At 68.9% G+C, this 25,349-nt stretch carries 26 protein-coding genes; 2 read left to right on the top strand and 24 right to left on the bottom strand.

All coding sequences use genetic code 11. The features are described from left to right. Positions 1 to 3: 3 nt before the first annotated feature. The 13 genes from folK to dacB form a co-directional block, all read right to left on the bottom strand. Positions 4 to 498: a 2-amino-4-hydroxy-6-hydroxymethyldihydropteridine diphosphokinase gene (folK, locus tag AVL48_RS22165; RefSeq protein WP_061985555.1), complete on the bottom strand. Its 495-nt coding sequence runs from the start codon at positions 496 to 498 to the stop codon at positions 4 to 6. A gap of 109 nt (positions 499 to 607) precedes the next feature. After that, positions 608 to 1,021, bottom strand: coding sequence for a dihydroneopterin aldolase (gene folB / locus AVL48_RS22160; protein ID WP_061985557.1), 414 nt, complete (start codon positions 1,019 to 1,021; stop codon positions 608 to 610). Then, positions 1,014 to 1,856: a dihydropteroate synthase gene (folP, locus tag AVL48_RS22155; protein WP_061985559.1), complete on the bottom strand. Its 843-nt coding sequence runs from the start codon at positions 1,854 to 1,856 to the stop codon at positions 1,014 to 1,016. Before folP ends, folB begins: the two co-directional genes overlap by 8 nt. Continuing rightward, positions 1,853 to 2,470, bottom strand: a complete 618-nt coding sequence (gene folE, locus AVL48_RS22150; protein ID WP_061985561.1) for a GTP cyclohydrolase I FolE — start codon at positions 2,468 to 2,470, stop codon at positions 1,853 to 1,855. Before folE ends, folP begins: the two co-directional genes overlap by 4 nt. Further along, positions 2,436 to 4,868 (bottom strand): ATP-dependent zinc metalloprotease FtsH, encoded by a 2,433-nt coding sequence (gene ftsH, locus AVL48_RS22145; RefSeq protein ID WP_061985562.1) that lies wholly within the window; start codon positions 4,866 to 4,868, stop codon positions 2,436 to 2,438. Before ftsH ends, folE begins: the two co-directional genes overlap by 35 nt. A gap of 201 nt (positions 4,869 to 5,069) precedes the next feature. Further along, complete coding sequence (locus tag AVL48_RS22140) at positions 5,070 to 5,903, bottom strand: ESX secretion-associated protein EspG (protein ID WP_061985564.1); 834 nt, start codon at positions 5,901 to 5,903, stop codon at positions 5,070 to 5,072. 440 nt (positions 5,904 to 6,343) lie between these two features. Continuing rightward, entirely contained in the window at positions 6,344 to 7,138 is a 795-nt protein-coding gene (locus tag AVL48_RS22135; RefSeq protein WP_061985566.1) for an ESX secretion-associated protein EspG, read from the bottom strand. A 65-nt stretch (positions 7,139 to 7,203) separates the two neighbouring features. Then, positions 7,204 to 8,562, bottom strand: a complete 1,359-nt coding sequence (locus AVL48_RS22130) for a WXG100 family type VII secretion target (RefSeq protein ID WP_061985568.1) — start codon at positions 8,560 to 8,562, stop codon at positions 7,204 to 7,206. Between the two features lie 17 nt (positions 8,563 to 8,579). Beyond that, positions 8,580 to 8,945 (bottom strand): hypothetical protein, encoded by a 366-nt coding sequence (locus tag AVL48_RS22125; protein WP_061985570.1) that lies wholly within the window; start codon positions 8,943 to 8,945, stop codon positions 8,580 to 8,582. Positions 8,946 to 9,089: 144 nt separating this feature from the next. Next, positions 9,090 to 9,653, bottom strand: coding sequence for a hypoxanthine phosphoribosyltransferase (gene hpt / locus AVL48_RS22120; RefSeq protein WP_061985572.1), 564 nt, complete (start codon positions 9,651 to 9,653; stop codon positions 9,090 to 9,092). 13 nt (positions 9,654 to 9,666) lie between these two features. Next, complete coding sequence (tilS, locus tag AVL48_RS22115) at positions 9,667 to 10,641, bottom strand: tRNA lysidine(34) synthetase TilS (RefSeq protein WP_061985573.1); 975 nt, start codon at positions 10,639 to 10,641, stop codon at positions 9,667 to 9,669. Further along, positions 10,638 to 11,666 carry a zinc-dependent metalloprotease gene (locus AVL48_RS22110; protein WP_061985575.1) on the bottom strand — a complete coding sequence of 343 codons (1,029 nt, stop codon included), beginning with the start codon at positions 11,664 to 11,666 and terminating at the stop codon, positions 10,638 to 10,640. Before AVL48_RS22110 ends, tilS begins: the two co-directional genes overlap by 4 nt. 104 nt (positions 11,667 to 11,770) lie before the next feature. Continuing rightward, positions 11,771 to 13,849 carry a D-alanyl-D-alanine carboxypeptidase/D-alanyl-D-alanine endopeptidase gene (dacB, locus tag AVL48_RS22105; protein WP_061985577.1) on the bottom strand — a complete coding sequence of 693 codons (2,079 nt, stop codon included), beginning with the start codon at positions 13,847 to 13,849 and terminating at the stop codon, positions 11,771 to 11,773. Positions 13,850 to 14,016: 167 nt separating this feature from the next. Between dacB and AVL48_RS22100 the strand changes: the two genes are divergently transcribed. Further along, the gene (locus AVL48_RS22100; protein ID WP_037318389.1) at positions 14,017 to 14,535 is read left to right on the top strand and encodes an inorganic diphosphatase; all 519 of its coding nucleotides are present in this window, start codon (positions 14,017 to 14,019) and stop codon (positions 14,533 to 14,535) included. Positions 14,536 to 15,074: 539 nt separating this feature from the next. Here AVL48_RS22100 and AVL48_RS22095 read toward each other — a convergent pair. The 6 genes from AVL48_RS22095 to AVL48_RS22070 all read right to left on the bottom strand — a co-directional run bounded on the left by AVL48_RS22095 (position 15,075) and on the right by AVL48_RS22070 (position 19,875). Next, entirely contained in the window at positions 15,075 to 16,343 is a 1,269-nt protein-coding gene (locus AVL48_RS22095; protein WP_061985579.1) for a serine hydroxymethyltransferase, read from the bottom strand. A 111-nt stretch (positions 16,344 to 16,454) separates the two neighbouring features. Next, positions 16,455 to 16,874 (bottom strand): CGNR zinc finger domain-containing protein, encoded by a 420-nt coding sequence (locus tag AVL48_RS22090; RefSeq protein ID WP_061985581.1) that lies wholly within the window; start codon positions 16,872 to 16,874, stop codon positions 16,455 to 16,457. Next, positions 16,871 to 17,302, bottom strand: a complete 432-nt coding sequence (locus AVL48_RS22085) for an uL11 family ribosomal protein (protein ID WP_061985583.1) — start codon at positions 17,300 to 17,302, stop codon at positions 16,871 to 16,873. Before AVL48_RS22085 ends, AVL48_RS22090 begins: the two co-directional genes overlap by 4 nt. 34 nt (positions 17,303 to 17,336) lie before the next feature. Beyond that, positions 17,337 to 17,858, bottom strand: coding sequence for a gamma carbonic anhydrase family protein (locus tag AVL48_RS22080; protein WP_061985585.1), 522 nt, complete (start codon positions 17,856 to 17,858; stop codon positions 17,337 to 17,339). An 86-nt stretch (positions 17,859 to 17,944) separates the two neighbouring features. Continuing rightward, positions 17,945 to 19,171 carry a M14 family metallopeptidase gene (locus AVL48_RS22075; RefSeq protein ID WP_061985587.1) on the bottom strand — a complete coding sequence of 409 codons (1,227 nt, stop codon included), beginning with the start codon at positions 19,169 to 19,171 and terminating at the stop codon, positions 17,945 to 17,947. 116 nt (positions 19,172 to 19,287) lie between these two features. Next, positions 19,288 to 19,875: a TetR/AcrR family transcriptional regulator gene (locus AVL48_RS22070; protein WP_061985589.1), complete on the bottom strand. Its 588-nt coding sequence runs from the start codon at positions 19,873 to 19,875 to the stop codon at positions 19,288 to 19,290. A gap of 123 nt (positions 19,876 to 19,998) precedes the next feature. Here AVL48_RS22070 and AVL48_RS22065 point away from each other — a divergent pair, with 123 nt between their 5' ends. Beyond that, on the top strand, positions 19,999 to 20,463 hold the full coding sequence (locus tag AVL48_RS22065) for a GreA/GreB family elongation factor (RefSeq protein ID WP_061985780.1): 465 nt from the start codon (positions 19,999 to 20,001) through the stop codon (positions 20,461 to 20,463). A 203-nt stretch (positions 20,464 to 20,666) separates the two neighbouring features. On the opposite strand, the gene AVL48_RS22060 is transcribed toward AVL48_RS22065, so the two are convergent. Genes AVL48_RS22060 through AVL48_RS22040 form a run of 5 tightly spaced genes read right to left on the bottom strand, consistent with a single transcriptional unit; the run spans position 20,667 to position 25,324 of the window. Continuing rightward, the gene (locus AVL48_RS22060; protein ID WP_061985591.1) at positions 20,667 to 22,157 is read right to left on the bottom strand and encodes a flavin-containing monooxygenase; all 1,491 of its coding nucleotides are present in this window, start codon (positions 22,155 to 22,157) and stop codon (positions 20,667 to 20,669) included. Further along, positions 22,154 to 22,639, bottom strand: coding sequence for an NAD(P)/FAD-dependent oxidoreductase (locus AVL48_RS22055; protein ID WP_061985593.1), 486 nt, complete (start codon positions 22,637 to 22,639; stop codon positions 22,154 to 22,156). Before AVL48_RS22055 ends, AVL48_RS22060 begins: the two co-directional genes overlap by 4 nt. Beyond that, on the bottom strand, positions 22,636 to 23,565 hold the full coding sequence (locus AVL48_RS22050) for a hypothetical protein (protein WP_061985595.1): 930 nt from the start codon (positions 23,563 to 23,565) through the stop codon (positions 22,636 to 22,638). The genes AVL48_RS22055 and AVL48_RS22050 overlap by 4 nt, the downstream gene beginning before the upstream one ends. Further along, on the bottom strand, positions 23,565 to 24,392 hold the full coding sequence (locus tag AVL48_RS22045) for an SDR family NAD(P)-dependent oxidoreductase (RefSeq protein WP_061985597.1): 828 nt from the start codon (positions 24,390 to 24,392) through the stop codon (positions 23,565 to 23,567). The genes AVL48_RS22050 and AVL48_RS22045 overlap by 1 nt, the downstream gene beginning before the upstream one ends. After that, a complete protein-coding gene (locus tag AVL48_RS22040; RefSeq protein ID WP_177242361.1) occupies positions 24,389 to 25,324 on the bottom strand; it encodes an alpha/beta hydrolase in 936 nt (311 codons plus the stop codon). Before AVL48_RS22040 ends, AVL48_RS22045 begins: the two co-directional genes overlap by 4 nt. Between the last annotated feature and the right edge of the window lie 25 nt (positions 25,325 to 25,349).

Below are 25,349 nucleotides of genomic sequence, written 5' to 3'. Positions count from 1 at the left end.
CATTCAGAGGACTAACCGCAGGGAGGTGCGCCGCACCGAATCGCGATCGTCCTGGGGGCGGGCCGCGAGGAGGCCGGTGACGGGGCCGTGGCCGGGGAGCACCGCGTCGGGCTCGATCTCCGACCACGGGATCAGCACGCTCGCACGCTCCGGCGTGCCGGGATGCGGAAGCAACAGCCGGGGGTCGTCGGAGCGCACCCCGTCCACGGTCACTATGTCGACGTCCAGCGTGCGCGGACCCCAGCGGAGTTCGCGCACGCGCTCCGCCGCCTGCTCGGCAGCCTGCCCGGTGCGCAGCCAGTCCCAGTGATCACGCGCCGGGTCGTCGACCAGCACGACGGCGTTGAGGAAATCCGGCTGGTCCTCCACGCCCCACGCCTTCGTCTCGTAGACCGACGACACCGCGACGATCGCGGGCCGGACGGCGTCGACGGCCGACTGAAGGAACGCGAGCCGGTCCCCCAGGTTCGACCCGAGCGAAAGCAGCGCGCGGCTCATCGTTCGCGCCGTCTCGGTAAGCGCGCGTAGCGCGCGATCGGAGACTTCACCGCGCGCGCCCTCTTTCGCGGCCGCCAGGCCGCCCGAAAACGCGTTGCCGGGGTGCCGGTCACGAATACCGCCGGGAAGTCTCCGGCTCGCGCCCCGTCGGCGCGTTTTCGGTAGCGCGCGCAGAAAACACCGTGACGGCGACGTCGTCGAAGTTCAGCGGGATCGGCGCGGACGGCTTGTGCACCGTCACCTCGACGGCGGTCAGCCGCTCGTCACGCAGGACCTCGTCGGCGATCTTCCCGGCGACACTCTCGATGAGGTCGTACGGTTCACCGGCCACGATCCCGGCCGCGAGTTCGGCCAGTTCGCCGTAATGCAGGGTCTTGGTCAGGTCGTCGGACGCGGCGGCCGGGCCGAGGTCCAGCCACACGACGATGTCGACGACGAACTCCTGCCCGTCGCGCTTCTCGTGGTCGAAGACCCCGTGCCTGCCGAAGACCCGCAGGCCGGTCAGCGTGATGCGATCAGACATCGGGACTCCCCTTCCGCCAAGCGGCCGCGACGGTCACGGCATCCAGACTCGCGCCCACCTCGTGCACCCGGACGCCCCACGCGCCCGCCGACGCGGCCAGCGCGGAGACGGCGGCGGTGGCGTCCTCCCGGCCGTCCGGCGGAGCGGGATTTCCGTCCTTTCCGGCCAAGAGGCGGCCGAGGAACCGTTTGCGGGAAGCACCGACGAGTACCGGGAAGCCCAATGCCAGAAGGGAATCCAGGCCGTTCAGCAGCGCCCAGTCATGTTCGGCGTTCTTCGCGAACCCGAGTCCCGGGTCGAGCACGATCGCACCCGGGTCGACCCCGGCATTGACCGCTTCGTCCACTCGGGACAGCAGTTCGGCGCGAACGTCGCCGACGACGTCCTCATAGGACGCCAGCGCGTTCATGTCCTTGCTGTGCCCGCGCCAGTGCATGAGCACCCACGGGACACCGGTCTCCGCGGCGACCTTCGCCATGTTCGGATCGGCCAATCCACCCGAAACGTCGTTGATCACCGACGCGCCCGCCTCGATCGCGGCGGCCGCGACCTCGGCACGGGTGGTGTCCACGGACATCGCGAGACCGTCCGCCGCCAGCGAACGGATCACCGGCATGATCCGGGAAATCTCGGTCTCGGCGTCCACCCGGGACGCACCCGGCCGCGTCGACTCCCCGCCGACGTCGATCAGATCCGCCCCGCGCGCCCACATCTCGTGCGCGTGCTCCAACGCCTGCTCGACGCCGAGATAGCGGCCACCGTCCGAAAAGGAATCCGGGGTGACGTTCAGAATGCCCATCACCGCGCACCGACCCGGCCGGGGCAGGGCGGTCATCGACGGCCCTTGATCAGGTCCAGTGCCTCCGCCCGCGAGGACGCCGAAGACTGCAGCAGTCCGCGCACGGCCGACGTCGTCGTCCTGGCACCGGGTTTGCGGATGCCGCGCATGGCCATGCAGAGGTGCTCGGCCTCGACCACGACGATCGCGCCGCGGGGGTCGAGTTTGCGCATGAGCGCGTCGGCGACCTGGGACGTGAGGCGCTCCTGGACCTGGGGGCGCTTGGCGTAGAGGTCGACGAGCCGGGCCAGTTTGGACAGTCCGGTGACCTTGCCGTGCTCATTGGGGATGTACCCGACGTGGGCGACGCCGTGGAAGGACAGCAAATGATGTTCACAGACCGAGAACATCGGGATGTCCGTCACGAGCACGAGTTCTTCGTGCGCCTCGTCGAACGTGCGGTCCAGGACGTGGTCCGGTTCGGTGTAGAGCCCGGCGAACATCTCCCGGTAAGCGCGAGCGACCCGGGCCGGGGTCTCCAAGAGACCGTCCCGGTCCGGGTCCTCACCACAGGCGAGCAGGAGTTCGCGTACGGCTTTCTCGGCCCGATCCTGATCGAAGACCGGGCTCGCGCCGTTACCGCTTGGTGTCGTCCTGTCCGTCGGATTCACGCCGTTGTTGTCCTTCGTCCTGCTGCTGACCGCCGGGCTGGCCGGGCTGGTCCGCGAACCAGCCGTCACGCGGGCGGTCTTCGGCGGGACGCCAGGGCTGGTTCGGCCGGCCGCCCGGCTGGGTCGCCGGGGTCCATCCGGGAGGAGCCCCGTAGTTCGGCGGGCCGCCGACGGGCCCACCCTGGTAACCACCTGCCGGACCGCCCGGCTGCTGACCACCATATGCCTGCGGCCAGTGGCCGGTGCCGTTCGGCCCACCGTTCGGGCGGCCACCGTTGGGGTGCGCGCCCGGCTGCGGCGGAGCGTAGGGATTGGCGTTCGGGTCCGGCGGCGGAACCGGGGCGCCGTACGGCGGGCCACCGGGGAGGTCGCCGCCGCCCTGCGCGGTGCCGACCGGGGTCGGCGCCGGCTGCAGCACCGGCTGCTCCTTCTTCTCCTCCGGCGGCGGCCACGGCTCGCCGCGTTCCATCGCCAGCTCGCCGGGGGTCTTGATCGGCGGCTTGTCCGACGGCTTCCGCTCGCCGAACTCGTTGAAGATGGTGATGTGCGGGCGCTTCTCGACGGTCGCGAAGATCCGCTCGAGGTCCTTGCGGGTCAGCGTCTCCTTTTCGAGGAGTTCGATGACCAGCTCGTCCAGCACGTCACGGTAGGTGCTCAGCACGTGCCACGCCTCGGTGTGCGCGGTCTCGATGAGCTTGCGCACCTCCTCGTCGATCTCGTGCGCGACCTCGAGCGAGTAGTCCGCCTGGCGGCCCGCCGAGCGGCCGAGGAACGGGTCACCCTGCTCCTGGCCGTATTTGACCGCGCCGAGGCGGGCGCTCATGCCGTATTCGGTGACCATCGCGCGGGCGATCTTGGTCGCCTGCTCGATGTCGGAGGAGGCACCGGTGGTGGGCTCGTGGAAGACGAGTTCCTCCGCGGTCCGGCCGCCCATCGCGAAGACCAGGCGCCCGATCATCTCCGAGCGGGTCATCAGCTCCTTGTCGTCCTCCGGGACGAGCAGGGCGTGTCCGCCGGTGCGTCCGCGCGGCAGGATCGTCAGCTTGTAGACCGGTTCGATGTCCGGCATCGCCCACGCGGCGAGCGCGTGCCCGCCCTCGTGGTAAGCCGTGATCTTCTTCTCCTTCTCGGAGATGATCCGGCTCTTGCGGGCGGGGCCGCCGACGACGCGGTCGACGGATTCCTCCAGCGCGGCGTCGGTGATCACGTGCCCGTTCTCGCGGGCGGTGAGCAGCGCGGCCTCGTTGAGCACGTTCGCGAGGTCGGCGCCGGACATGCCGACGGTCCGCTTCGCGAGACCGCTCAGGTCGGTGCCCTGCGCGATCGGCTTGCCCTTGGCGTGCACCTCGAGGATCGCCTTGCGGCCGCGCATGTCCGGTGCGGACACCGGGATTTGGCGGTCGAACCGGCCGGGGCGCAGGAGCGCCGGGTCGAGGATGTCGGGACGGTTGGTCGCGGCGATCAGGATGATGCCGCCGCGCGCGTCGAAGCCGTCCATCTCGACGAGGAGCTGGTTCAGCGTCTGCTCGCGCTCGTCGTGGCCGCCGCCGAGGCCGGCGCCGCGCTGGCGGCCGACCGCGTCGATCTCGTCGACGAAGATGATGCAGGGCGCGTTCTGCTTGGCCTGCTCGAAGAGGTCGCGGACCCGCGAGGCGCCGACACCGACGAACATCTCGACGAAGTCGGAACCGGAGATCGTGTAGAACGGCACGCCGGCCTCGCCGGCGACGGCTCGGGCGAGCAGCGTCTTACCGGTACCGGGCGGCCCGTAGAGCAGGACGCCCTTGGGGATCTTCGCGCCGAGTGCCTGATAGCGCGCGGGGTTCTGCAGGAAGTCCTTGATCTCGTACAGCTCTTCGACGGCCTCGTCGGCGCCCGCGACGTCCCCGAAGGTCGTCTTGGGCATGTCCTTGTTGAGCTGTTTGGCCTTCGACTTGCCGAAGTTGAGGACGCGGTTCCCGCCGCCCTGCGCGTTGTTCATCATCCACATCAGCAGGCCCAGCACCAGCGCCAACGGGATGGCGAAGATCAGGATCTGGGTGAGGACGTTCTGCTGGGTGACCTTGGTGGTGAACTTGACCGGGTTGTCACCGTTCTTGAGGCCGATGAGCTGCCCGTAGACGGTGCCCGCGACGTTCGCCGGGTATTGGGCGATGATCTGGTCGACCTGCTGGCCGTCGACCTCGATCTTCTTGTTCAGGAGCAGCTTGACCTGCTGCTCCTTGTCCTCTTGCGAGGCTTCCTTGACGTTGTTCGCGGTGATCTGCTGATTCGCGACCGAGATGGGCACCTGGGTATAGCCACGATCACTGTCGAAGATCGTGTTGTACGCGAGAAACGCCAGTACCGCCGCGAGAATCCAGAGCACTGGGTTCTTGAGCACGCTCTTCCGGTTCATACGACTCGGCCCTGGTGGCCTCGACCCTTCCTGGTTGGGCGGCTGCTGTGATACCCGCCATCATGATCTTGACGACCCATGGTGCTCCGACACCCGCCCCTCAGGATACCGCCCGCCTGGACGGACGAGGGTGGTGAGCCTCTCGGAGGTAAACGGTGGACACCTCGCGAGGGTTCCCGGACGGGGGACGCGCCGGTCACCCTAACGTGTGTCGACCGCCACACCGGCGACCATTTCGCCCAACCTCGTCCGCAGTGCCTTGACGTCGGCGGGTGAGACGGTGACCCATTCGCGGCCGTCCGGTCCGGCCTGTGACGTGCTGAGGTAGCGCCCGCTGACGGTGTCGAACCAGCCGAGGACGCGGGACCGCTGCTTGGCGCCCACGTGGGACCGGCTGTTCGCCGCCAGCTGACCGCCGCGCAGCCGCGGCTGGCCGGTGAGCTTGCCGAACGCCTCGCGCGGGTCCGCGGTGATGCGTTCACTGAGTGAGACGCGCGGCTTCTCCTTGCGACGGGCCTTCGCCGCTTCGGGCTCTTCGGCCTGCTTCGTCGGATTGACCGCGGCGCGGATCGGCGGGGTCCGGCGGGCGTCGTCTATCGGCAGGGTGACGGACGCCTCCGAGCCCCGCTGTCCCGGCGGCAACAGGTCGACGACCGCTGTCGGCAGCCCGTCGGCCGGTGCCTCGCGCAGCCAGATGCCGGTCTGGTCCTGGATCGCCAGTACGCCGTTGCGGCCGTCGGTGGCGCCGAGCACGGCGACCGTCGGGGCCTGGAACTCGGGGATGTGCAGTGCGTCGATGGTCAGCGAGCCGCGGGCGAGGAGATACAGCCAGTCCTCGATCTTCGGCTCCAACCGCCCCCGGCTGTCGCGGATGCCGCGGGCCTTGAGTTCGACGTCGGTGCGGTTGCGCAGCGCCCGGCGCTCGGCCTCGGTCGCGCCGTGCGAGCGGTTCCGCAGCGGATACGGCAGGTCGCCGAGTTCGGCGGACTCCCAGAGGAAGTCGAACGCCATCGGCGTGAAGTGTTCCTGATGCATTGCTCCGTGCCCTCCCGGCACCTTGGCTCTTGCTGCGGGGGCCTGTGCGCGGCTGGTCGCTGTGCGTCAGGGCGGCCCCGGAGGTTCACGATAGCGAAGGGGTACGACAGACGGCGGGCGGATGGGCGAAAGGGCACGGGTGCGTGCGCTAAAACCCGTGGTGAAGGTCCGTGAAGGCCTCCTTCCCTACCTTCACGGTAGGGAAGGAGGCCTTCACGGACCAGGAGATATGGGCAAAAGGTAACTATCGGACATTTCTACCTTGAAGATGTTCTTTGTGGACGGTCGGGTGGATCAAGTGCCGCCCGCTCGTGGGGCGCGGTGGCCTGGCCACGGCCCGCCCGCACTCCAGCCGCCGACCAGGAGCAAAGAACGCCATGAAAGGTCCTTTCCTTGCAAATTCTGCAAGGAAAGGACCTTTCATGGCACGCGAGAGATACTTAAAGCGCGACAGAAGCTTCAGAAGCGATCTTCCCCAGCATTTCCGTGAGCCGGTGCCGCAGGGTCGCCGGGTCCGCGGGCGCGACGGTGATCCAGTCCCGGCCGTCGGAGCCGCGCGTGGCCTGGGTGAAGTACCGGCCCGACTGCGTGTCGAACCAGCTCAGCACGGCGGATCGGCTACGCGTGCCGTGACGGCTGCGCGCGTTGGCACCGAACTGGCCCCCGCGCAGCCGCGGTTGGGCCTGGAGCCGCGAGAGGGCTTTGCGGTCCTCGTCGGAGGTGGCCCGGCCGTCGACCTGCGGCTGGCGCCGCTGCAGGAAGTCCGCCCCCGAAGCGCCGACGAGTCCGTCCAAGGGGAGGGTGATCGACTTTTCCGTACCGCGCGAACCCGGCGGCAGGAGGGAGACGATCGCGCTCGCGAGGCCGTCCGGGGCGATGGGGTGGAAGTGGAAACCGCGCGGATCCTGAACCGTCAGCAGGCCCTGGCCGCCGAGCATCGACGCGACCGCGAGCAGCGGTTCGGTGTTGGGGTTGTTGAGCTGGACGCAGTCCAGGCTCAGATCCGGCCTCGCGAGGACGCCGAAGAAGTCTTCGATGTGGGGTTCGGGCCGCCCGCGCTCGTCGGCTAGACGGCGCTGGTTCAGCGACTGGAGTACCTGCTGCCGCAGGGCGCCGCGCTCGTCGACGGTCGCCCCGTGCGAGCGGAGCCGCAGCGGGTACGGCAGCTCGCCGACGTTCGCGCCCTCCCACAGGAAGTCCATTTCGACTGCCGCGAGCAGTTCACCGTTCGCCATGAAACGCCCCCATACAGGTCAGCGGGCGCGCGGCCGGTTCGGCCGCGCGCCCGGTGAAAACCGCTCTAGCGATCGTCGTCTTCGGTCCAGGCCCCGATGACCGGCGGCGGGGTCGCCTCGTTGGCGCCGAAGGCGTCGTCCGGGTCCGGCTCGATGAGGAACGACGCGTGCGTGTGCTCCTCTTCCTGTTCGGCCTGCGCGCCCATGCCCATGCCGCCGCCCATGCCCTGCATCGGCGGGGTGGCGGCGCCACCGATGGTGCCGCTGGAGGACACGATGCCCTGCTGCGGAACGGCCTGGGACGCGGCACTCTGCGCGGGCGCGTTGTCGGTCGCCGCGGCGTCGGTGCTGTCGGTCTCCTTGGCACCGGACTTGTTGCCCTGCCCCAGCGCCTTCGCACCGGCGTAGCCGAGGCCACCACCGAGCGCTGCGGCGGTGAGTGCCTGGCCGAGGCCGTTGCCACCGCCCGCCGACGGGGCGGGCGAGCTCATCGGGACACCGGAGCCGGAGGAGACACCGGCACCAGGTCCGGCCGCGACACCCGAAGCCGGTGCGGCGGGCGTGTAACCGGCCTGCGAGAACACACCCGAGTCCGGTCCACCGTGGACGGCCGCGGCGTGCTGGGCGCCTTGCACGCCGCCGTAACCGTGCGTGCCGGCGAGGACGGGGGTGCCGGAGACGGCGCCGGGGTTGATGCCGCCGCCGACGTTGCCGACACCGCTGAACGAGGCGCTGTTGTGCGTGGCCGTCGGCTTCATGCCGAGGGATTCGGGGCCGAAGCTCGGGGTCGAGCTGTCGACCTCGCTCATCTCCTTGGTGTAGGCCTCGAGGAACCTGGCCTGCTCCGCCCGCACTTCCTTGTCCTGGTCGGCGAGGGGCTTCTGGTCGGTGACCATGCCGAGCGGGCCCGCGGCGAGGGCCTGGCCCATCGCCTTCTCCGGGCTGTAGTCGGTGGGCTTCGGCATCAGCTTGACCTTGGTCGCGGCGTCGGCCTGCTTCTGCAGCCTGTCCGACATCGTGACCGCGGCTTCGGAGGCCTGCGAGCCCGAGTTCGCGATGGCGACCAGCGCGCCCTGCGCACTCGCCGCGCCCTGGCCGATCCAGGCGGCGCCCAGTTCGGAGATCGCGTTGTAGAGGTCGTTCGATGCCTGGCTCAGCTGGCTCCCGTGCGAACTCCACGTCTGGCTCAGCGCGGTCGCCGTGCTGGGGTCGTTGCCGATGTTGGCCTGGTTCCACAGGTCCTGGCTGGTCGGGGCGTTCTCCCAGTTCGGCGGGTTCGTGATGACGCGGTCGGCGCCGACCTCGAAGCCGTCCGAACGGCCGCGGGCGGACGCGACGATGTTCTCGGACTGCCCGCTGTCGCCCAGCTGGACCGGGGTGCTGCTGCTCTCGCCGTAAGAGTCGGCGCTGTGCTTCGGTGGCATGGCTTTCTGACTCCCCCTCAGACGTTACGGAACGGCCGGGCCGCGTCCTGGTCGATCTCGTGATAGCGCGCCATGGCGGTCACGATGCCGGACTCGGCGGCCTCGTACTGCTGGTACAGGTTCTGGAGCGCGGCGGCGTACGAGTCGCCTCCGCCGTCGGCGCGGTTCGCGACCTTCGCGGCGATGGCGTGACCGACCGGGTTGTCACCCAGCTTCGGCGCCTGCCCCAGGTCCCCCGACCGGTTCAGCAGCGCCTCGATGGCGTCCTTGCCGGTACGGATCTTGTTCAGGACGGTCTGGGCCGCGTCCGGGTCGATCCCGACCTGACCCTGGGCCGCGGCGTTCTTGAACGCGTTCACGTCCGCCAAGCTGCTGTTCCCCATCTGAGCTCTCTCCGTTTCCCCCGGGCCAGGCCACACGGCTGCGTCGGCATTGGTCTTCGCATAGGTTAACGCACTCGAACGCTGCCTATGACGCGTTCCCGGTGCTCAGGGTTCCGCATTTCCGCGGCCGCGGGCAAGCGGTTCTCACGACGTGTAGACGTGCGGATCCAGGGTGCCGATGTAGGGCAGGTCCCGGTAACGCTCCGCGTAGTCCAGGCCGTATCCGACGACGAATTCGTTGGGGATGTCGAACCCGATGTACTTGACCGGTACGTCGACCTTGACCGCCTCCGGCTTGCGCAGGAGCGAGACGACCTCGAGCGAGGCCGGGTTGCGGCTGGCGAGGTTCTTCAGAAGCCAGGACAGCGTGAGCCCGGAGTCGACGATGTCCTCGACGATGAGCACGTCGCGGCCGGCGATGTCGCGGTCGAGGTCCTTGAGGATCCGCACCACACCCGACGACGAGGTCGCCGAGCCGTAGGAGGAGACCGCCATGAATTCGAGCTGGGAGGGAAGAGGGAGTGCCCTGGCGAAGTCGGTCATGAACATCACCGCGCCCTTGAGCACCCCGACGAGCAGGAGGTCTCCCTGCCCGGCGCCGGGTCCGTCGGCCGGGTAATCCGCGGCGACCTGCGCGGCCAGCTCGGCGATCTTGTCGTTGATCTGCTGCTCGGTGACGAGCACGGAGGCGATCTCGCCTTCGTACACGGGAGGTTCCCCTCTAGGTGGTGGAATGGGGTGCTGACACCGAGAGCCTGCCATGCGCCCGCCCGGCCACCAAGTCGCCGGGTAGCCAGACTCCGCCCTGACCCCGCCAGTTCCCCACCAGCGCGTCGACCGAACGCAGGTGGGCGTCGGTGAGTTCGCGGACGCCGGAGTCCAGCAGCCACCTGCGGAGGACACGCCGTCGCAGCGCGGGCGGCTCGGTGGCGAGCACCGCGATGTCGAGCCCGTCCTCGGTGAAGGCACGCAGGTAGACGTCTCCGGCGAGTGTGTCCAACGCCTCGGTGTCCTCGCGCAGTTGCGCCGCCGTGCGGGCCAGCGAGGCCGCGACTCCGCCGGACAGCACCTCCTCCAGGAGGGGTAGTACTTCCGTACGCAACCGGACACGGGTGAAGCGCGGGTCCTCGTTGTGCGGGTCCTGCCAGGGGTCGACGCCGAGCGCGCGGCACGCCTGCCGGGTGGTGGCGCGGGTGACGCCGAGCAGCGGTCGTCCCCAGGGCGGGTCGTGCGGCCGCATGCCGGCGAGCGAGCGCGGTCCCGAACCCCGCCCGAGGCCGAGCAGCACGGTTTCCGCCTGGTCGTCGAGGGTGTGGCCGAGGAGGACGAGGCCGTGTCCCTCCGGCAGCGCCGAACGCAGCGCGCGGTACCGGGCCCGGCGGGCCGCCGCTTCCGGACCGCCCGCGCCCACCACCTTCACCGTGAGGACCTCGGCGGTGTCGACGCCCAGTTCACGAGCGGTGCTCGCCGCCTTCGCCGCGGTTTCGGCGGAGCCGTCCTGGAGGCCGTGATCGACGACGAGTGCCCGCACCTTCAGCCCGGCGCGGGAGCCGGTGAACGCGGCCGCTTCGGTGAGCGCGAGCGAGTCCGCACCACCCGAAACGGCGACGCACACCTCGCCACCGGCGTCGGCCGACGCGAGGAAGTCCCGCACGGCCGTCCGCACGGCCGCGATCGCCGGATCCGGCCCGCTCACCCGTGCAGACGCCGTACCCAGGCCGCCGGATCGGTGATCTCGGCCCTGGTCGGCAGCGTGTTCGGCGACGTCCACACCGCGTTGAAGCCGTCCATGCCGACGGCATCGACGACGTGCTTGGTGAACTTCGCGCCCTGTTCGTACTGACGCATCTTCGCGTCGATCCCGAGCAGGCTGCGCAGTACCCGATCGATCAGCCCGCCGCCCTTGCGCCGCGCGGTGAACCGCGACCGGATCAGCTCGACGCTCGGCACGACCTGCGGCCCGACGGCGTCCATCACGAAGTCGGCGTGCCCCTCCAGCAACGTGGAGAGGGCGAGGAGCCGGTCGAACACCGCGCGTTCGCTCGGCGACTGCAGGAGTTCGGCGAGACCGGCACCGCCCGTCTTGCCCTTGCCGATCTGCTTGATGGTGTCCGGCAGCCGCCCGACCAGGTCGCTCAGCCCGTCCGCGTCGCGGCCGGCGAGTCCGCCGATCAGGCGCTCGACCTCGTCGGCGAAGTAGTCGCGCAGCCAGGTGACCGCGGTGAACTGCAGCCGGTGGGTGCATTCGTGCAGGCAGACCCACAGCCGGAAGTCGTGCCCCGGCACGTCCATCGCGCGCTGGGCGGCGACCACGTTCGGCGCGACGAGTACCAGCCGGCCACGGCGGTCCGGCCCGCCGAACGGGTCGTACTGGCCGAGTACGCGGGAAGCGAGGAACGCCAGCACCAGACCGGTCTGCACCCCGGCGCCGGAGGCCAGCACGGGCCCGAGCGGCCCGCCCTGCGCCTGCGGCAGCGCGCGGCCGGTGAGCGCGTCGAGCCCGGACGCGGCCGAGCGGACCCAGCCGGGCCTGTCGACGACCTCGGCGGACAGCAGCGGCAGGTCGAGGCCGAGCCCGGTCAGCTCACGGACGTGCCCTTCCGCCTCGCTGGTCAGCTCACGCAGATCGGCGACGGCTGCTTCGGCCTCTTCGCGATCGACCACCGGGCCGCCGCGCACCAGGAGGGCACCCGTCGAGGCGGCCAGGGACCAGTCGACCATTGAACGTGTCTTGGTCGGCGCTTCCTCAGTCACTCTTATGACGCTACCCGCTGAAAGGCCGAATTCAGCCGCGACTTCCTCACGCTCCGATTCCGGTCGTGCGCTCAGCGGCAGCCGCACTTGTGCAGCGTCGCCGCGACGACGTCGAGCGCGGCCCTGCCCTTGTTCTGGTCCGAACCGGACGACATCAGCGCGAACACCAGCATCCGGCCGTCGGTGTCGAGCACCACGCCGGCCAGGGTGTTCACCCCGGACAGTGTCCCGGTCTTGCCGCGCACCCAGCCCCGGCCCGCCGACGACGCAGGATCGCTGTAGCGCTTCTCCAGCGTCCCGCTGCCACCCGCGACGGGGAGCCCGGCGAGCATCGGCCGCAGTTTGGCCGTCCTCGGATCCTGCCCGTCCGGCGCCGCCGCGACGGCGAGGATCTCGCTGAGCACCTTCGCCGGGATCTTGTTCTGGTCGGACAGCCCGCTGCCGTCGTTGAGCTGGACACCGGTGAGGTCGAAACCGGCCTGCTTCAGCACCTCCATCGTCGCGGTCGCGCCACCGGCGAACGACGGCTCCCCGCCCTTCGCCAGCGCGATCTGGCGGGCGAGGGCGTCGCCGAGCATGTTGTCCGAAAGCTGCAGCAGCGAGTTGGCGAACTCCGTCAACGGCTGCGACTTGACCTCGCCGAGCACCTTCGCGTCCTTCGGCGCCGTCGCCGTACCGCCCGCTTGGGCTTCGAGCTTTCCGGCGATCTTCTGGGTCAGCGCCATCGCCGGATTCGCGACGCGGGATGAGTGGTCGTTCTTCGGATCGGTGCGGCCGCCGTCGGCCATCACCGGGACGACCGGCGCCATGTAGGTGTTCCCGGCGGCGGTGTCCTCGGGATCCCAGCCCACCGCGGCCGTCGGCCCTTTGAACAGGCTCGCGTCGAGCTGGACCTTGGAGATCTTGCCGCCGGAGGCCTTCTTGACCTGGGCGACGAGGTCGTCGACGTGGGCGGCGCCCGGGTACAGCGGCGAGTCGGTGCCCAGCGGGAGCGAGGTCAGCGTCGGGTCGCCGCCCGCGACGAGGATGACCGTGCTCGGATCCGCGCCCTGGACGATCTTCGTCGAGATCTGCATCCCGTGGTCGAGTGACAGCAGCGCGGCCGCGACGACGAGGAGCTTCGTGGTCGACGCCGGGGTCAGCGGGGTGGCGGAGTTCTTGTCCCAAAGGACATCACCGGTCGCCGCGTCCACGACGGTGCCGGTGAGCGTGCCGAGGTCGGCGGAACCCGCAGGGCCCTTGAGCGCGGCGGCGAGCCCTTCCTTCGTCGGCCCGGAGCCGTTGACGTCCGGACCGTGCAGGACGCGGGTGACGCCGGCGGGCTTCGGGATGTCGCCCTTCGGCGCGTTCGGCGCCCAAGGCAGGCCGAGCCGGTTCGACACCTTCGGCATCGCGGCGGCCCCGCCCAGCCCGGCGAGCAGCAGCACCACGACCACGGTGGTGATCACGAGGACCTTGCGCTTGCGCTTCTTCGGCTTCGGCGGGGGCGCGGCCTCGGTGTCGGTCTCGGCGGCCGGGGGTTTCTCCGAGGGCGGTTCGGGCTGCCGCATCCCGACGGTGGCTTCGGCGTCCAAGCGCTCTTCGGCCGGCTCGATGCGGACCGGCCGCGCGTGCATGCTCGCCGACGGGACCGGCGCCGGACGTGGTGGCTCGACCCGGTTCTGCTCGGGACGGCGCTCCGGCTCTCGCGGCGAAGGCGCCGGGGGTTCCTCCAGACGCGGCTCCTGGCGCTGGGGCTCCTGACGGGACTCGGGCCTCGGCTCGGGATCACGCGACGGCGTGCGGGTACTCCGGTCGAACTGGTCCCAGTCCGGTTCGTCCTGACGCTGCTGCTGGACGGGCTTGACGAAGAGCGTCTTCGGCTCCTCGGGTTCCTTCGGCTCGACCGGGGTCACCGGTGCGAAGGCCGACCACCGCGGGGTGGGGGTCTCGGGGACGTCCGGTTCGTCCTCGACCTCGACCACGGGCTGGAACCAGCCGCCACTTTCGGGTGTGACCTTCGGCACGGACAGCTCTTCGGTCTTGCCGCTCGCCTGGCCCGACATCGGCAGCCAGACGGTGGACTCGCCGTTCCCTTCGGCACCCTTGGGCTCGGTGGATGAGGTGTCCTTGTCGTCCGACGGCCACCTCGGGTCATCGTTTTCCGGCACTCAACACTCCTTCATCCACCGCCCGGGGAAGGGGCCAAGCTCACATACGGCCACATCGATGCGACCGCCCGAGCCCCCGTGGTCCACACTAGTGAAGACAAAGACCATGATTTCGGTGAGCCGTCGCGACGGCGGGGCGTACCAAAGACGAGAGCAGCGAGGCCGGCGTGGAATTCGACGTCACTATCGAAATCCCCAAGGGGGAGCGCAACAAGTACGAGGTGGACCACAAGACCGGTCGGATCAAACTCGACCGGACGCTGTTCACCGCCACCCAGTACCCCGCCGACTACGGCTTCATCGACGACACCCTCGGTCAGGACGGCGATCCGCTCGACGTGCTGGTGCTCGTCCAGGAGCCGACCTTCCCGGGTTGCCTGATCCGCTGCCGCGCGATCGGCATGTTCCGGATGACCGACGAGAAGGGCCCGGACGACAAGGTCCTGGCGGTCCCGACGAACGACCCGCGCCTGGAGCACCTGCGCGACATCCACCACCTGAACGAGTTCCACAAGCTCGAGATCCAGCACTTCTTCGAGGTGTACAAGGACCTGGAGCCGGGCAAGAGCGTCGAAGGTTCGTCCTGGGTCGGGCGTGCCGACGCCGAGGCCGAGATCAAGCGTTCGCTGGAGCGTGAGACCGACAGGCTGGCCAAGGAGGCCATCGACGGTCCCGCGGCTCACTAGTTCTCTGCATCGAAGGGGCCCTTCACCGCGTCTGACGTGGTGAAGGGCCCCTTCGCGTTCCGCCGCGATTAGTCGACTGCTTGCGGCGAGGGGGCGTGAGCTGGGTGCTCGGTACAGGTGGTCGCGAGTGGCGATTCGGGTTAGAGCGAAGTCTCTTAGGTACCTGTTCGTGGCCCGCGGCTTCGCTGGCGTGAAGTACATGATGGCCTCCTTCCTTGCGTCTAGCGCAAGGAAGGAGGCCATCATGTACTGGGGAAGGTGTGGAGGACTCCTGCAGGACTCTGAGTCCCGCATTTGGGTACTTACGCCTGACCCCGCTGGCATCGCCGCCCCGTCTCACACCTTGATCACGACCTGGGAATCGGCAACCCGCACAAGCCCCACACCAATGGGTAACCAAAGACAAGTCCCCAAGGAGTCCCTCACGGCCAGGCGGCTACCGGGTTCACCCGCGGTAGGTGCCTAAACACTCTTGGCCAGGACCCGGATCGCCACTCATGACCAACCCGGCCACCCGCACCGGAAGCGCCACGCCTCGGCTAGGCCGAGTAACCCGGGATCGGGAAAGGCGTGAGGAATTCGCGGATCTCGGCGGCGATGGTGTCCAAAGCGGACTGTTCCTCGGCCGCCGCCGCGGTGATCGTGCGGTCGATCCAGTCCGCGACCTGTACCTGGTGCTCCGGCTTGAGCCCGCGGGTGGTGATCGCGGAGGTGCCGAGCCGGATGCCCGACGGGTCGAACGGCTTGCGCGGGTCGAACGGCACGGTGTTGTAGTTCAATTCGATCCCGGCGCGGTCCAGCGCCTGCGCGGCGGGTTTGCCCGGCACGTTCTTGTTGCTCAGGTCGATCAGCAGCAGGTGGTTGTCGGTACCACCGGACACGAGGTCGTAGCCGCGTTCGGTCAACGCCTCCGCGAGCGCCTTCGCGTTGGCCACGATCGCGTGGGCGTACTCGGCGAACTCCGGTTTCCGCGCCTCGCCGAGCGCCACCGCGATCGCCGCGGTCGTGTGGTTGTGCGGGCCGCCCTGCAGGCCCGGGAACACGGCCTTGTCGACGGCCTTCGCGTGGTCGGCGTCGGAGAGGATCATCGCGCCGCGCGGACCGCGGAGTGTCTTGTGCGTGGTCGTGGTGATGACCTGCGCGTGCCCGACCGGCGACGGGTGCGCGCCGCCCGCGACGAGCCCGGCGATATGCGCGATGTCGGCGACCAGGACGGCGTCGACCTCACGGGCGATCTCCGCGAACGCGGGGAAGTCGATGGTGCGCGGGATCGCGGTGCCGCCCGCGAAGATCAGCTTCGGCCGGTGCTGGAGCGCGAGTTCACGCACCTGGTCGAGGTCGACGCGGCCGGTCTCCTTGCGGACGCCGTAGCGGACCGGGGTGAACCACTTGCCGGTCGCGGAGACACTCCAGCCGTGCGTGAGGTGGCCGCCGTCCGGCAGCGCCATGCCGAGGACGGTGTCGCCCGGCTGCGCGAAAGCGAGGTACACCGCGAGGTTCGCCGGGGAGCCGGAGTACGGCTGGACGTTGGCGTGGTCGACGCCGAAGACGGCCTTCGCGCGCTCGATGGCGAGATTTTCGACCTGATCGATGAGCTGCTGGCCCTCGTAGTACCGCTTGCCGGCGTAGCCCTCGGAGTACTTGTTGGTGAGGACGGTGCCGGTCGCCTCCAGCACCGCCTGGGAGACGTAGTTCTCGGACGCGATCAGGCGGATCTTGTCGTGCTGGCGTTTCGCCTCGTCCTCGACCAGTCCCGCGATCTGCGGGTCGGCGGCGGCGAGCGCGGAAAGTGCGGGCTGGTGTGTCATCGGACGTACTCCTGCCAGAGACGGCCGGACCCAGGCGCGCGGTACCGGCCTTGTCGTCGCTTCCCGGTGGTGCTCCACCTCAAATGGCGCCAGTCGCTGGTGCACACCAGACTAGTGCACTCCGCTCGCGCGGGACTCGGCATGCGGACGATGTCCGGCACACCAACGGCGGCTGCAGCCCGCCGTGCGATCACAGAACGCCTGTGCGCAGACGGCGCAGCGTTTGAGGCGCCGCCAGCCGCCGAACGCGACCAGTTCGGCCAGCCCGGAAGCGGCCGCGACCAGGTCGCCGCAGCCCGGCCACGACGTCACCTGCACCAAGCGCCAAGTGTTCCCGGTGCGAGAAAGCCGTGGCGCCGCACCGTTCGCCGCCAGGATCCGGTTGAGCCGGTCCGCGGCCGCGTCTTCGTCCGGCAGTGCCGCCGCCACCCCGGCGAGCCACGGATTTCCCTGTGCCAGCAGCCTTTCCGCGACCCCGAGTGCCGGGTCGAGGTCGCGGAAAGGCGGCACGATCACGTGCTTGCGCGTCACGGTTCTTCGATCGCGACGCCCATCGAGCGGGCGGTGCCCGCGATCGTGCGCATGGCCGCTTCGAGATCGCCGGTGTTGAGATCCGGCAGTTTCCGTTCGGCGATCTCCCGCAGCCGATCCTGCGTGAGCTTCCCGGCGACCTCGTGCCCCGGACGGCCGGATCCCTTGCCGCCCAAGGCTTTCTTGATGAGGAACGACGCGGGCGGCGTCTTCAGCCGGAGTTCGAAGGAGCGGTCCTCGAACACCGACACGACCACCGGGACGATGTCGCCGCGCTGCGAGGCGGTCGCCGCGTCGTAGGCCTTCTTGACCTCGACGAGGTTCACGCCGGTCTGGCCGAGCGTCTTGCCGAGGTCGACCACCGGCGCGTCGCCCGCGGTCAGCTCGAGAGTCGCCTGGTGTGTTTTCTTCTTCGACTTCGGTGCCATGCGACCGAAGCTAAGGTCTCCAGTTACTGGAGAGTCAATCGATCTGCTTGACGCTCTCCGCATGCCTGCGCGCCAGCTCCTGGTAGATCACCGCGTTGTGCTCGACCCAGCCGCGGGCGGTCCCGTCGAGCGGGACGTGCTTCTTCGCCGGGCTGCCCATGGCGACGGTCTCGGGCGGGATGATCATGCCGGGCGTCACCGTGGCACCGGCCGCGACGAGGGCCTTCGCCCCGATCTGCGCCTTGTCGAGCACGGTCGAGCCGTTGCCGATCAGGGCCTGCTCGCCGATCGTGCAGTCGTGCACGAGGCACTGGTGCCCGACGGTGACGTTCTTGCCGACCTCGGTCACGCCGCCGTTGACGTGGATGACCGAGTTGTCCTGGATGTTGGCGCCCTCACGGATGAGGATCCGCCCGAAGTCGGCGCGCAGGACGGCGCCGTACCAGACGGAAGCGCCCTTCTCGACGACGACGTCGCCGATCAGGGTGGCGGTGGGGGCGATCCACGCTTCGGGATCCACCTGGGGACGGTGCCCCTCGAATTCGAACATCGGCATGCCTCGCACCCTATGCCGAAAGTCCGTGAAGGCCTCCTTCCCTACCTTGAGAGTAGGGAAGGAGGCCTTCACGGAACTCTGGAGCGTCAGCCGATGGCGGTGTTCAGCAGGAGGTCCACGGCCTTGTCGTTACGCGTGGTCTCCCGGACGATCACCTCGTCGGGCGGGTAGAAGCCGGGGTTGGAGCCCCGCGGGTACATCTCGAAGGTGAAGCTCAGGATCTTGTGCGTGCCCCACATCCAGTCGTCGATCGTCCCGTCCGTGATGTACAGGTCGCTCGACTGCTGCGGCGTGTAGCCGTTGGTCGCCGCCAGCTGCCTGCCCAGCGTCTGGAAACGCTGCGCCTCGGCCGCGGTCATCCCGGGCGCGGTGTCGTTGTAGGTGAAGCCGAACGGCCACAGCACGAGCTCCGAATAGGTGTGGAAGTCGATGCTCGCCTTGATCTGCTGGACGCCGCCGATCTTGCGCGAGTTCACGAAGTTGGACACCGCCCTGGTCTCCGGGGCGGAGAAGGCGGAGGGACCGCGGTAGGTCTCACTGGTCGTCGAGCCCGACGAACCGCCGCAGCAGCCCCAGTTGTAACCCCAGTTGCGGTTGGGGTCGGTGCCGTTGCCCTGCCGGTTCTTGCGCCAGTACTTGTAGCTGCCGCCGGAGATGTCGTACTCCGAGCCGTCCGGGTTCACGTTCGGGATCACGTAGATCTCGGTGCTGTCGACGAAGCGCTTGATCGCCGGGTCGGAGGCGTAGCCCTGGGTGAACCGGTTCACGATCCGCAGGCACATCTCGGTGGTGAGGTGCTCGCGCGCGTGCTGGTTGCAGGTGAAGAGGACTTCGGGCTCGTTCTCGTCGGTCGCGACGTTGTCGCTGATCTTGAGCATGTTCAACGCGCGGCCCTGGTAGGAGTTGCCGACGCTGCTCAGCCGCGCGATCGAACCGTAATTGGTCTGCGCGTTGCGCAGTTCCGTCGTGACCTCGGCGTAGTTGTGGAAGCCGGAATCCGACGGCGGGAAGTCGTTGATCGCGTTCGTGCTCACCTGGGGCGAACGGTCGACGACACCGCGCTGCTCGACACGGAAGCCGAGCGAGCGGACCTTCGCCGCGTCGGAAGCTTCGCCGATGAACGTCGTGCTGCCGCCCGCGGAGCCGAGGACGTCGACACCCAGCCGGGAGATCTGCGTGCGCTGCTGCGCGGTGCCGGTCCCGAAGACCTCGTAGATCTGGACCTGCGCGTCTTCGGCCTGCTGGTCGGCGGTCGCCGGGCTCGCGGCGACCGGGATGGTGAACGCCGCGACGGCCGCGATCGCCGCGGCCATGCACCGTCTTATGCGCATCGTCGTCTCCTAGCTGTGGGGCAAGGGAAGGGAACCCCACCATGGCCGGAGCCGGACGGACCGAACAATCCGTAACGGTACGGATCTAATGCGTATTTCTAGCCGTAGTTCGCGAAACAGAGCGCTTCGATGTCGCCGCGCAGCGCGGCGAACGGCCGCCGCCGCACACGCTGCTGGACGATGGCGCCGAGCAGATAGGACAGCAGCGCCCTCCCCCGTGCCCGCGGGTCCTCCACGTCCAACGGCGCGAGCAACTCCGCGAGCAGTTCGGTGATCGACGTCAGCATGACGTCGATGGCCTGCGGGTGCTGCGCGCGGCTCGCGGCGATCCAGTATTCGAACCAGAGGAAGGCGGCGTTCGGGTGGCCGGAGAACTCGGCGAGGAACGCCTCCAGCACGGCGAAGAGCCGCTCATCCGGGTGATCGTGCTTCGCCGAGATTTTGCGCAAATCGGCCGTGAACGTTGTGATGTGCGCCGCCATCGCCCGGTCGATCAGGACGTCGATGTCCGCGAAGTAGTAATGAATCGCACTCTTCGTGAGCGGCCCGGCCTCCGCGATCGCGCGAACGGTGCAGCCGGCGAGCCCGTCCCTGGCCAGCACGATCCGCGCCGCTTCGACGATCTGTTCCTGTTTCTGCAGCTGGTTGGGGGAGAGCCGCGCGCTGCGGCCGGGAACGGCGGTCACGAAGTTCCTTACATGAAGTAGTCAGGACAGGAGACCTGAAGCTTAGGGCAGGCGTCCTGGACGATCACAGCGGGTGAAAAATCGAGGTGGCTCGCGGCCGTTCTGTAGCGGACAATGCGCGGCATGGTGACCACAGGGGACAACGGGTTCAGCCCGGCGGCACGCCGGCAGCTGGAAAAGGAACTCGCCGATCTGCGTGCGCAGCGCGACGCGATGGCGCCGCTCGTCGGCGCGCAGGAACGGACCGGCGACGCGGCCGACCAGGCGGAGGTGCTGGACCGGGCGGAGGCCGCCGCCTACCTCGACCGGCGGATCGCCGACGTCGCCGCGAAACTCGAGCACGGCGGCCGGAACAGCAAGGGCCTGCTGCCCGACGGCACCACCGTCACCCTCAGGTTCGCCGACGGCGACGAAGACGAGCTTCACATCGTCACGATCCCGGGTGAGGACGCCGACGCCTCCACGGTCACCTCGGACAGCCCGCTCGGCCTCGCGCTCGTGGGCGCCAAGGAGGGTGACGAGATCAAGTACCGGACGCCGCGCGGCGAGACCAGCGCCACCGTCGTCACGCTGAAGCCGCCAGCCTGATCTCGGTCCAGGTGGTCGTGAGTGGCGATTCGGGTGCTAGCCAAGGGTGGTTCAGCAGCGCGTGGAACTCGACCTTCACACCTTTCCCAGTACATGATGGCCCCCTTCCTTGCGCTAGGCGCAAGGAAGGGGGCCATCATGTACTTCACGCGAGCAAGACCGCAGGTGACGAGTAGGTACCTAAGACCAACCCGACCCAGGGGTCACCGACCGTCCGCGAAGGCGTAGTCGTCGAGGTCGAAGAACCGGCTCGTCACCATCGTTTCGAGCGTGGGCGAGGCGCGGAAGGGCACGTCCCCGTTCGCGTCGAAGTAGTAGCTGTTGGCCAGCGAGCAGCTGTCCTGGAAGAACACCTGATGCTTGCGGCGGTCCAGCATGCGCTGGAAGTACCGGTCGTTGGCCTCGTTCGTGACCTCCACCCGCGTGGCGCCGGTCTTGCGGGCGTTGCGCAGGCACCGGACGATATGCGCGGTCTGCGTCTCGATCAGGTTGAAGTACGAAGAACCGTTGTAGCCGTAGGGCCCGAGAATGGTGAAGAAGTTCGGGAAGCCGGGGACGCTGACGCCCTGATAGGCCTGGAACCGGTTCTCCTCCCAGAACTTTTCCAGATCGACGCCGCCCGAGCCGCGCACGGTGAACGCCGGCATGTTGCCCTTCTCGAACACCTTGAACCCGGTCGCCAGCACCAAGACGTCGACGATGTGTTCGGTGCCGTCGACGGTGCGCACACCGGTCTCGGTGATCGCGTCGATGCCCGTGGTCTCCAACGTGACGTCGTCGCGGTCGAACGTCTGCAGATAGTCGTTGGAGAAGCTCGGCCGCTTGCAGCCCAAGGCGTATCGCGGCGTGAGCTTCTCGCGGGTCACGGGATCCTTCACCGCGCGGCGCAGATGCGCGCGGCCGATCCGCTCCCCCGCACCCGCGGTCGGCAGGAGGTTGTGGAAGTGCGCGGCCAGCGGGAAGGTCACCTCGACCAGCGCCTGACTGGCCAGCCGGGACACGAGCTTCGCGCCGGGCAGCCGCCGCAGCACGAGCCGCGCGGGCCGGGGCAGGACGGCGTCGGGTTTGGGCAGGCACCAGATCGGCGTCCGCTGGAACACCGTCAGATGGCCGGCTTCCGGCGCGATGGACGGAATGACCTGGACGGCCGACGCCCCGGTGCCGACGACGGCGACGCGTTTGCCGCGCAGGTCGACGCCGTGGTCCCAGCGGGCGGTGTGCATGACCGTGCCGCGGAAGTCGGCGAGGCCGTCGATGTCCGGCGGTTTCGGCTGGGTGAGCACGCCGGTGGCGCCGACGACGAACCGTGCCGTCATCGACCAGCCCTCGGCGGTTTCCAAGCGCCACAAGTGCGTTTCGTCGTCGAAGGTGGCCCCGACGACCTTCGACCCGAGTCGGGTGCGACGGCGGATGTCGTACTTGTCGACGCAGTAGTCGGCGTAGGCCTTCAGTTCACGGCCCGGCGCGTAGACCCGCGACCAGCCGGAGATCTGCTCGAACGAGAACTGGTAGCTGAACGACGGGATGTCGACGGCGACGCCGGGATAGGTGTTCCAGTGCCACGCGCCGCCGACGCCGTCACCCTCCTCCAGCATCAGGAAATCGGCGAATCCCGCCTTGTCGAGCAGGATCGCGGCACCGATGCCGGAAAAGCCGCCGCCGATGATCGCGATCTCGTGGTCGGGCGTGGTCATGCGGGAAGTCCTTCCTTGGCGAACAGCGAACTCGCGCCCAATACGACGACGTCCGCCTGGTGCTCGATGCCCTCGGCGGTGCGGATCCCGTTGGCGGCGAAGGCGTAGACCGGCCAGGTGATGAGCTTGCAGCCCGGCCGTTTGAGCGCGCCGTAGTAACCGATTCCCGCCGCCGTCCGTCGCGAGCCGAACCGTCGGTCGGGCGTCAGCAGCCTGCGAATCCAGGGATCTTTCACCTGCCAGCGCAGGAAAACCCGGGCGACGGCGATGCCGACGACGCTCGGTCCGGGTACCGGCATCGGCACCACCCAGTCCGGTTCCTCCTGGAACACCTTCACCGAAAGCGCGGTGGCCGCCACCTCGGGCACGATCTGCGCGGCCTCGCGGCCGGGTGCGACGACGGCGACCCGCTGCCCCGCGAAGTCGTGCCCGAACCATTCGGTGCCGCGCAGCACCTCGCCCCGGAATTCGCCTATCGTCATGACGCGACCGGTTCGTGGGTGATCTCCTCGGTCCACGACTGCGGTTTGCCCAGCAGTCGCGCGGGGATCAGGCGGGTCACCTTCACCATCGGGTCGGCGAGCAGCCGGTGGTAGACGTGCGAACGGTCGACGATCATCGCCGCCTGCGCCTTGAGCACGTGATACGCCGGGATGCGTTTGGTGAACTCGCCGCGGCCACCGATGGTGGAAAACCGCTTCACAGCGTTGTACAGCTTCTTCTCCGGCAGCCCCATCGCGACGATGTTGTCCCGCATCTTGTTGATCAGCGGCACGAACACCACGATCAGGCCCAGGACGATCTGCGGTTTGAGCGAGCCGATCGATTCGGTGAGCAGTCTGGTCGTCGAGCCGGCCCCGATCAGTTCCAGCACCTCGAAGTCGGCCGTGATGTGCCGCGACTCGTCCGAGTTGATATGCCGGAAGACCTGATGACACACCGGATCGGAGACCTCTTCGAGCAGGAACTTCACCAGCGCGCCGTCCAGCGCGCATTCCAGCAGCGGGATGAGCGTGGCCAGGGCCGTCAGCGGCAACGTGTCGCCGTAGTCGTCGAGGACCTTGATGGCGAGCTTGACGTTGATGTTCGGCTCCGGCATCGACCCGTGCTCGTCGAGCATGCCCCAGCGTTTCATCAACGCCAGTTCGGCGTTGGCGTGCTTCTGTTCCTCGGCGTGGAAGTAGCGGTAGATCTCCTGGATCACCGGCGTCGGTGCCTTTTTGGCCAGCGAGGCGAACCCGCGGGCGCCGACGTGCTCGATCCACACCAGATCGGCCATGAACGGCCGCATCTTGGCGCGCAGTTCGTCGGTCATCGTCTCCGCGCCGGGCGCGTCCCAGTCGATGTCGGCCAGCGACCACTGCTTGTCCTTGATGGTCTGGAGCATCGCGTCGAAGTCGTAGGCCATCACTTCTCCTTTTCGGCGGGCAGGAACCGGCCGAGGAGACCGGCGATCCGCGTGTAGGGGACGGGCACGAACCGCTTGGCGTGCCAGAGAAGCTGAGCGTCGGGCTGCGGCACCACATACAGGCGCCCGCGGTCGTGGGCGTCGAGCGTCATCTTTGCGACCCGCTCGGGTGAGAACCCGACCAGATCGGAGACACGCTGCGCGAGGCCGCGGGCTTCGGCGTCGATGAGTTCACCGCCGAAGATGTTGGTACGCACGAAAGTCGGGCACAGCACGGTGACCGCGACACCTTTGCCGGACAGCTCCGCGGCGAGCGTCTCCGAAAGACTGACGACCCCGGCCTTGCTCACGTTGTAAGCGGCCATTCTCGGCGCGGCGGTGAACCCGGCGGCCGAGGCGACGTTGATGACACCGCCCGCCTTCGCCGCGCGCATGGCGGGGACGAAGGTGTGGCAACCGTGGATCACGCCCCAGAGGTTCACGCCGAGGGTGCGCCGCCAATCGGACAGCGGACTCTCGCCGACGAGTTTGCCACCGGCGCCGATCCCGGCGTTGTTGACGACGAGGTCGGGGTCGCGCCCGAGCCACGAACGGGCCTGGTTCGCCAGCTCGCCGACTTCATCCACAGTGGACACGTCGCAGGCGACGGCGACCGCTTCACCGCCTTGGGATTTCAGCTCCGTCACGGTTCTCTCGGCGGAAGCGAGGTCGATGTCGGCACAGATGACGCGGCTTCCGCGCCGCACGAGCTCGGCCGCGATCGCCTTTCCGATCCCGCTCCCCGCGCCCGTGACGACGGCATGCGCTCCGTGGGTCCGTTTCGTCATGCCGCCCTCTCGATCGCCGGGAGATTCTCGGTCAGGAACCGGCAAGCCCGGTCCATCGCGGGTCGCGCTTCCGGGACGAACCGGGTCAGCGCCTGGAAGACGTGCATCTGACCGGGGACCACGTCCAGTTCGCAGTCCGCCCCCGCGCGGCGCAGTGCCCTGGCCAGTTCGATGGCGTCCGCGGCGAGCATTTCGAGGCCGCCCGCCTGGATGAGCGTCGGCGGGAAGCCCTTGATGTCGTCGAAGGCGAACCGCAGCCGCGTCGACGCGAGATCGGCGTCCACTGTGTACAGACCGACCAGCCGGGCGGCCGCGGCGGCGGAGATCATCGGATCGGGCCGCATGCGTTCCCGCTCGGCGGCCAAGGAGAACGTCACGTCGAACAGCGGCGAGAACAACGCGAGCGCGGCAGGGGGCGCCTTGTGCTCCCGGATGAGCTGCGCGGCGAGGTCGACCGCGAGATGCCCGCCCGCGGAGTCGCCCGCGACGAGAATGCGCTCGTGGCCTTGCTCGACGAGCCGGTCGTAGGCCGCGCGGACGTCGTCGGCGGCGTCCGGGAACCGGTGCCGGGGCGCGAGGCGGTACTCGCAGGCGAACACCGGCAACCCGGTGCCGGCGGAGACCCGCGTGGTCAGCCCGCGATGCGTGCGGGGCGAGCAGAGCGCGTACCCGCTGCCGTGGACGTAGAGGATTACGGCGTCGCCGTCGGTCACTCCGGGACCGCACACCCACTCGCCGCGGACGCCGGGCTCGACTCGGCTGCCCTTCAACGGTGGGGAAGCCAGCCACAAACTGCCTGAAATGAAGCCGCGGGAGAACACGATCCCGGCGCGGTTGGCCGGGATCGCCGAGGCGATCGGCCGCACGAAAGCGGACGTCAGCGCGGCGGCCACCCCGCTGCGGGTAAGGCGCAGGCTATTCTGCGGTCGCATGCCCTCAGAATGAATCTGAGGGCAC

Origin of the sequence: Amycolatopsis regifaucium (assembly GCF_001613935.1) — a bacterium.
In the GTDB taxonomy this organism is placed as follows: Bacteria; Actinomycetota; Actinomycetes; order Mycobacteriales; family Pseudonocardiaceae; genus Amycolatopsis; species Amycolatopsis regifaucium.
The sequence above is the reverse complement of the archived record's forward strand: the minus strand, read 5'-3'. Positions and strand labels throughout refer to the sequence as shown.